This window comes from Pseudomonas sp. QTF5 (assembly GCF_000512695.2).
GTDB lineage: Bacteria > Pseudomonadota > Gammaproteobacteria > Pseudomonadales > Pseudomonadaceae > Aquipseudomonas.
Genome location: NZ_AZRW02000043.1, coordinates 48,706 through 55,717, shown reverse-complemented (window position 1 = coordinate 55,717; position 7,012 = coordinate 48,706). Strand labels below are relative to the sequence as shown.

5 protein-coding genes are annotated in these 7,012 nt (G+C 58.7%); 3 read left to right on the top strand and 2 right to left on the bottom strand.

Annotated elements, in window-relative coordinates:
* Nucleotides 1–142 precede the first annotated feature (142 nt).
* Entirely contained in the window at nucleotides 143–1,951 is a 1,809-nt protein-coding gene (locus IC37_RS24805) for a monovalent cation:proton antiporter-2 (CPA2) family protein (RefSeq protein ID WP_030129393.1), read from the bottom strand.
* Nucleotides 1,952–2,068: 117 nt separating this feature from the next.
* Nucleotides 2,069–2,959, bottom strand: coding sequence for a LysR family transcriptional regulator (locus IC37_RS24800; RefSeq protein ID WP_030129392.1), 891 nt, complete (start codon nucleotides 2,957–2,959; stop codon nucleotides 2,069–2,071).
* Nucleotides 2,960–3,119: 160 nt separating this feature from the next.
* Here IC37_RS24800 and IC37_RS24795 point away from each other — a divergent pair, with 160 nt between their 5' ends.
* From IC37_RS24795 to IC37_RS24785, 3 genes are all read left to right on the top strand, one after another.
* Nucleotides 3,120–4,202, top strand: coding sequence for a 4-oxalomesaconate tautomerase (locus tag IC37_RS24795; RefSeq protein WP_030129391.1), 1,083 nt, complete (start codon nucleotides 3,120–3,122; stop codon nucleotides 4,200–4,202).
* Nucleotides 4,203–4,301: 99 nt separating this feature from the next.
* Nucleotides 4,302–5,606 carry a CitMHS family transporter gene (locus IC37_RS24790; RefSeq protein WP_030129390.1) on the top strand — a complete coding sequence of 435 codons (1,305 nt, stop codon included), beginning with the start codon at nucleotides 4,302–4,304 and terminating at the stop codon, nucleotides 5,604–5,606.
* A 95-nt stretch (nucleotides 5,607–5,701) separates the two neighbouring features.
* On the top strand, nucleotides 5,702–6,955 hold the full coding sequence (locus IC37_RS24785; protein WP_030129389.1) for an OprD family porin: 1,254 nt from the start codon (nucleotides 5,702–5,704) through the stop codon (nucleotides 6,953–6,955).
* Nucleotides 6,956–7,012: the final 57 nt, after the last annotated feature.

The following is a 7,012-nucleotide window of genomic DNA, read 5'->3' as shown; positions in this document are numbered from 1 at the left end:
CATCATAGCGCCCTATTGAGGTGTCCAATTTCATTAGGCCAGATCAAGCCCGCTCCCACATTGACCGAGTCAGCAAGATTTGCGGCTGACATAGATCCAATGTGGGAGCGGGCTTGCTCGCGAAGAGGCCCTCACAATCACCTCAAGCCTTACCCGCTTCCTCTTCCAACTGATCCGACTCAAACAGTTTTGCCAATTCCGCCCGCGATTCCTGCGCAGTCTGCATCACCTTGGCCGCATCGTCATACACCGCATGCTGGGCCTCCAGCACCTGTTCATCGTGATGGGTAAAACGCTTGATCCGCGCATCTGCCTGGGCCTGCGTCAGACCCAGTCCAACCAAGGTCCGTCGGGTCATTTCCAGGCTGGAATAATAGGTTTCCCGCACCGCCTGCGCCCCGACATCCACCAACCGGTGCACATGTTGACGGTTGCGGGCGCGGGCGATGATTTTGATGTGCGGATAGAGCTTGTGCACCACCTCGGCCGTCTTGATGTTGGTCTCCGGATCATCGGTGGCGATCACGAAGAACTCCGCTTGCTCGACCTTGGCCGCGCTGAGAATTTCCGGGCGCATCGGGTCGCCGTAAAACACCGGCACGCCGCCGAAGCTGCGGGACAGTTCGATGGTTTCCACCGACGTGTCGAGGGCGACGAACTTGATGTTCTGCGCCCGCAGAATCCGCGCCACGATCTGCCCCATACGGCCCATGCCGGCGATCACCACGCGTGGTGCGTCGGTGTCGATTTCGCGGAATTTCTCCGGCACTTCCACCGGTTGAACCTTGGGTTTGACCAGTCGTGCGCAGGCCAGCAACAACAGCGGGGTCAGCGCCATCGACAGGGTGATGGTCAGCACCAGCAAGTCGTACAGGCGCGGCTCGAACAAGCCCTGATCCCGGCCGATCTTGAACACCACAAAAGCAAATTCACCACCGGCCGCCAACACAATCCCCAATCGAATCGCGTTGACCTTGCCCAAGCCCCCGGCCAGTCGACCGACTACAAACAGCAGCGGCAGCTTGATCGCGATCAGCAGCACAGTCAGCCCCAGCACCACAATCGGCGCACTGAGCAGCAAACTCAGATTGGCACCCATGCCGACACTGATGAAAAACAGCCCTAGCAACAGGCCCTTGAACGGCTCGATCTGCGCTTCCAGTTCGTGGCGATATTCGGAATCCGCCAGCAGCAAACCGGCGAGGAACGCGCCGAGTGCCATGGACACGCCAACCAGGTCCATCAGCCACGCCGTACCAATCACCACCAGTAACGCGGTAGCGGTGGACACCTCTGGCAGACCAGTCTTGGCCACCACGCGAAACACTGGTCGCAACAGATAACGCCCGCCGATCACCACCACCGCGATACTGCCCAGCACCCGCAAGCCATGGTTCAAATCTTCGGCGGCACTGGTGGTGTGATCACCGCCGGCCAGCAGCGGCACCATCGCGATCAGCGGGATCGCGGCGATGTCCTGGAACAGCAAAATCGCGAACGCCAACCGCCCATGCGGACTGGTCAGTTCCTTGCGCTCGGCCAGGCTTTGCAAACCAAACGCAGTGGACGACAACGCCAGGCCCAGGCCCAATACGATGGCACTGTTCAGGGATTGCCCGAACACGAACAACGCCAGCACACCAATCACCGAACCGGTCAGCAGCACCTGCGCCAGGCCCACGCCGAACACCGATTTGCGCATCACCCACAAGCGTCGCGGCGACAACTCAAGGCCGATGATGAACAGCAACAACACCACCCCAAGTTCAGAGAAGTGGCTGACGCTTTGCGGATTACCGATCAAGCCCAACACCGACGGCCCGATAATCACCCCGGCAAACAGATAACCCAACACCGCCCCCAATTGCAGGCGCTTGGCCAAGGGGACGGTGAGCACCGCCGCGAATAAAAAGACGACAGCGGCTTGCAATAGATTGCCTTCGTGGGGCATGGCGAAACTCCAGGGTGTGGCAGGCGAGAGTGGCGCTCGCCCGATTTTCAGCGGGGCGTCAGGATAAAGGCTGGCGTCCGTTCAGTCAGTAAGGAGATTGCTGGTCGAGTTCACGGCTCAGTGGGGCCATTGTTCGAGCAGGATCGAAACGAATTTCTCCGCCGCCGGTGATAACGATGCGCCTCGACGGTAAACCAGGCCGAGTGTCCGGTTCACCACAGGATCGGTGAGCGGAATGCTCACCAGTGTCGGGTGATCCGCCGTCGGCATCGCGAGGCTCGGCATGGCGGAAACCCCTAGACCGGCTTCAACCATACCCAGCGAGGTGGACAGATGTTGTACCTCATAAAACCACTGCGGACGCCAGCTCAGGCCCGACAAGGCGTGGTCCAGTATCATGCGGTTGCCGCTCAGGCGCCCGACGCCGATCAATCGGTAATCGCTCAATTCTGACCAGGTCACGGACGTCCGCCGGGCCAGTTCATGGTCACGACGGCAAGCCAGGACAAAGGGTTCGTTGACCAGTGAAACGAATTCGATGTCCGGGTGCTGGCCGCTCATCATGTTGATGCCAAAGTCGGCTTCCCCCCGCAGCACCGCTTCGAGCCCTTCATTGGCGCTGAGGTCGAGCAAACGGATGCGGATTTTCGGGTAGCGCTCGTTATAAAGACGAATCACCGACGGCAGGAAGTAAAACGCAGCGGTTGGAATGCAGGCCAGGGTCACCTGACCGATTTGCCGCTCGGCCAGCTCACGGATGTTCAGGATCGAATCGTCGAAGTCATCCAGCAATCGGCGAGCCTTGGGCAGGAAGTCACGGCCGACACTGGTCAGGCTGACCTTGCGCGTGGTTCGGTCGAGCAATGTAGTCCCTAAACCCTCCTCAAGTTTTTTTATCCGTCGGCTCAAGGCTGGTTGCGACAGATGGAGTGCGTCGGCAGCCTCGTGAAAACTCCCCAATTCGGCGATTTTCACGAAAGATCGGATGTCCTGGAGTTCATATTCCATGTTTCTATCTCGTCGGAGGAGGGCGCTGAATCACGGTAAAACTTTCTTTTGTGAAACGCAATAATCGCTCTGATCTTTGCATTGGAAACACAATTACTTCCCTGTCACTCTTGTTTGCAAGACATCAATTACCTCGATTGATTAACAAGAGTTAGTAGTCATGCAACGAATTCCTTGTGTGCTGATGCGCGGCGGTACTTCAAAGGGGCCGGTTTTTCTTGCTTGGGATCTGCCGGTTTCGATTCAAGAACGCGATGAGCTGTTGCTCTCGGTGATGGGCTCCGGTCACGAACTGGAGATCGACGGCATCGGCGGTGGCAGCCCGCAAACCAGCAAGGTCGCCATCGTCAGCCCTTCGTTGCATCCCGATGCCGATGTTGATTACTTGTTCGTCCAGGTCATGGTGTCTCAGCGACGGGTGGATACCGCCCCCAATTGCGGCAACATGCTCTGCGCGGTCGGGCCGTTTGCCATCGAGCAGGGTCTGGTCAAGGCGGCCGGTGAGTTGACCCGCGTGCGGATTCGCAACCTCAACACCGGCACCTTCGTCACCTCTGATGTGCAGACGCCAAATGGCAAGGTCAGCTATGAAGGCGACACCGCCATTGATGGCGTGCCTGGCAGCGCGGCACCGGTTCAACTGACATTCCTCGATGCGGCCGGCAGCAAGACCGGCAAGCTGTTTCCAACCGGCAGCACCCAGGACAGGTTCGATGACATTCCAATGACCTGCATCGACATGGCCATGCCGATGATGATCATCGAAGCGCGTCACCTGGGCAAACGCGGCGACGAAACGCCGACCGAACTGGACGCCGACAAACACTTTCTGCAGCGCCTCGAAGCCCTGCGACTACAGGCCGGTATGGCCATGGGCCTGGGCGATGTCAGCGACAAGGTCATCCCCAAGCCTGTGCTGGTATCGAAGGCCAAGGCTGGCGGCACGATTCAGGTTCGCTACTTCATGCCGCACAACTGCCACCGTGCGCTGGCCATTACCGGTTCCATCGGTCTTGCCACGGCCTGTGTCAGCGAAGGCAGTGTGGTGGCGCAGATGCTCGGCAATATCGGTGGGCCGCGATTGCAACAGGTGCGAATCGAGCACCCGAGCGGCGGCATCGATGTCGTCTTGTCCTACACCGGGGAGAACGGTGAGACAATTCGCGCCTCTGTTGTTCGTACCGCCCGAAGGCTGTTTTCCGGCTTTGTTTATGCCCCGGTTTCCCAAAGGTTCGCCGGGTAGTCTTCCCACGTAGTCACCGCAGTTTTGCATCAGAACAAGCTCGGGGTCGTACGCCTGGCGCGTCGGCCACGCATTCCATAACAACAAGAGAGTTGCCTTATGCTTGCCTTACTCGGCTTGGCCATGGTGGTTGTGTTCACGTTCCTGATCATGACCAAGCGTCTATCACCCATCGTTGCATTAACCATCGTTCCGATTGTCTTTGCGATCATCGGCGGCTTTGGCGGGACCACCGGAAAAATGATGCTCGACGGCCTGAAGATGGTCGCACCGTCGGCGGCACTGCTGCTGTTTGCGATTCTGTTTTTCGGTTTGATGATCGACTCTGGGTTGTTCGATCCGCTGATCCGCAAGATTCTCAAACGGGTCAACGGCGACCCGATGAAAATTGCGGTCGGTACTGCGCTGCTATCGCTGACTGTCGCCCTGGACGGTGACGGCACCACCACTTACATGATCACCTGTGCGGCAATGTTGCCGTTGTACAAACGCATTGGGATGAACCCGATGATTCTGGCGACCACTTCCATGCTGGCGTTGAGCATCATGAGCGGCATGACCCCTTGGGGCGGCCCGGCGACCCGGGCGATTGCCGCGTTGGGGCTGGATGCCGGGGCGTACTTTGTTCCGTTGTTGCCGACCATGATCGGCGGCGCTGCATGGGTGGTATTCACCGCGTTCCTGCTGGGCCGCGCCGAGCGTAAACGCATCGGCAGTATCGAGCTGCAGAGCGGTGGCGGCGATTGCTACATCAAGGCGATTCTTGAGGACACGCCGCACAAACGTCCGAGACTGGCCTACATCAACCTGTTGCTGGTGACGGCGGTGATGGTCGCGCTGGTGATGGGGCTCATGCACTCGGCAATCCTGTTTCTGATTGGCTTCGTGCTGGCGCTGATGATCAACTATCCGCAACTGGACATTCAGAAAGAACGCATCCTTGCACACTCCGGCAACGCCATGACTGTAGTCCTGCTGGTGTTTGCGGCTGGTATTTTTGCCGGGATTTTCTCTGGAACCAAAATGGTCGACGCATTGGCGCAAACCCTGGTGGACTGGATTCCACCGTCCTGGGGGCACCTGTTCCCGCTGGTGGTGGCGATCACCAGCATGCCGTTGACCTTCGTGCTGTCCAATGATGCCTATTACTTCGGTGTGGTACCGATCCTCGCCAACGCGGCGGCAGCCTACGGGATCGACCCGGTGGAAATCGCCCGGGCGTCGATTCTTGGCCAACCGGTGCACTTGATGAGCCCACTGGTGGCCTCGACCCTGTTGCTGGTGGGGATGGTCGATCGCGACCTAGGCGACTTCCAGCGCGCCACCTTCAAATGGGCGGTGCTCACTTCCCTGGTGGTCACAGCTTTAGCCCTGCTGACCGGGGCCTTGACGCTGTTCGCCTGATTCATCCCTGACTAGCCACTTGATAGAACTCCACGCGCCCGATGTCGGACGCGCGGCCACGTGCATCCATAAAACAACAATATGAGTAGTTCGACATGACCCACTTTCTGACGTGCGGGGCTCTTCTTCCTCTTCTGGGTGTGTTGCCGATGGCCACTGCCAGTGCGAGTGATTTCATCGACGACAGCGAGTTGAAGTTGCAACTGCGTAACGTCTATATCAACGAAAACTTTCGCGATGAGCATGGCTTGAGTGCGCGCTCGGCCAGAACCGCCAAAAGTGAACGCACCGAGTGGGCCCAGGGCTTCCTGCTGGATTTTCAGTCGGGTTTCACCCCAGGCACAGTGGGTTTCGGGGTTGATGCACTGGGCTTGCTGGGGGTCAAACTTGATTCCGGTCGTGGCCGCAGTGGCACCGGTCTGCTGCCGGTGCAAGATGACGGCCGTGCCGCCGATGAGTTTGCCAGTGCCGGGGCGGCGGCCAAGGTCAAACTGGCCAAGACCACCCTCAAGTACGGCACCCTGCTGCCCAAAAACCCGGTACTGATCTACAACGATGCGCGCTTGCTGCCGCAGACCTATGAGGGCGGACAAGTCACCAGTACCGACATCGAAAACCTGACCCTGACCGGCGGCCATCTGGACCGATTCAAACTGCGCGATTCCACCGACAGCGTGTCGATCGTTCCTGACGGTTATTCAGGCGACAAAGGTGGCGATTTCACCTACGCCGGCGGTGACTACAAACTCGGCAAGAACACGCGTCTGAGTTACTTCTACGGCGAGCTGGAAAACTTCTATCGGCAGAATTTTGCCGGCATCCAGCACGATCTGCCGTTGGGTCCCGGGGTGTTGGCCGGTGACCTGCGCTACTTCAACAGCAAGGACGCGGGCCGTGCCTACGCCTCGAAAATCGATAACGACATGCTCAGCGGCCAGTTGTCCTACGCGGTGGCGGGGCACACCTTTGGTGGCGGTTACCAACAACTCAGCGGTGCCGCCGGGTTGCCATACATCAGTGGTGCGACGGTGTACTCGTTCAGCAACGTTGGCATTGGCAAGTTCATCGAGGAGGACGAGAAGACCTGGATGCTCAGCTACGGTTACGACTTTGCGCCGTTGGGCGTGCCGGGGCTGACGTTCATGACCCGTTATCTCAAAGGGAACGATGGCAAGTCTGATACCAACATCAAAGAGTCCGAACGCGACACCGAACTGGCCTACGTGGTCCAGAGTGGCACGCTCAAGGGCGTGGGCGTAAAGCTGCGCAACTACGTCTACCGTTCGGATTTTGCGCGCGGACGTGACAGCAACCGAATCTATTTCACCTACGACATTGCCCTCTGGTAAAGGCGCCGAGGTGCTCAGCTACAGGTTACGGGCACCTTTTCTCAGTAGGTTGCGTGG

What these genes read in the sequence shown, in the direction of transcription:
- IC37_RS24790 (WP_030129390.1), top strand. Translation starts at nt 4,302, where the DNA reads ATGCTTGCCTTACTCGGCTTGGCCATGGTGGTTGTGTTCACGTTCCTG.
- IC37_RS24800 (WP_030129392.1), bottom strand. Translation starts at nt 2,959, where the DNA reads ATGGAATATGAACTCCAGGACATCCGATCTTTCGTGAAAATCGCCGAA.
- IC37_RS24795 (WP_030129391.1), top strand. Translation starts at nt 3,120, where the DNA reads ATGCAACGAATTCCTTGTGTGCTGATGCGCGGCGGTACTTCAAAGGGG.
- IC37_RS24805 (WP_030129393.1), bottom strand. Translation starts at nt 1,951, where the DNA reads ATGCCCCACGAAGGCAATCTATTGCAAGCCGCTGTCGTCTTTTTATTC.
- IC37_RS24785 (WP_030129389.1), top strand. Translation starts at nt 5,702, where the DNA reads ATGACCCACTTTCTGACGTGCGGGGCTCTTCTTCCTCTTCTGGGTGTG.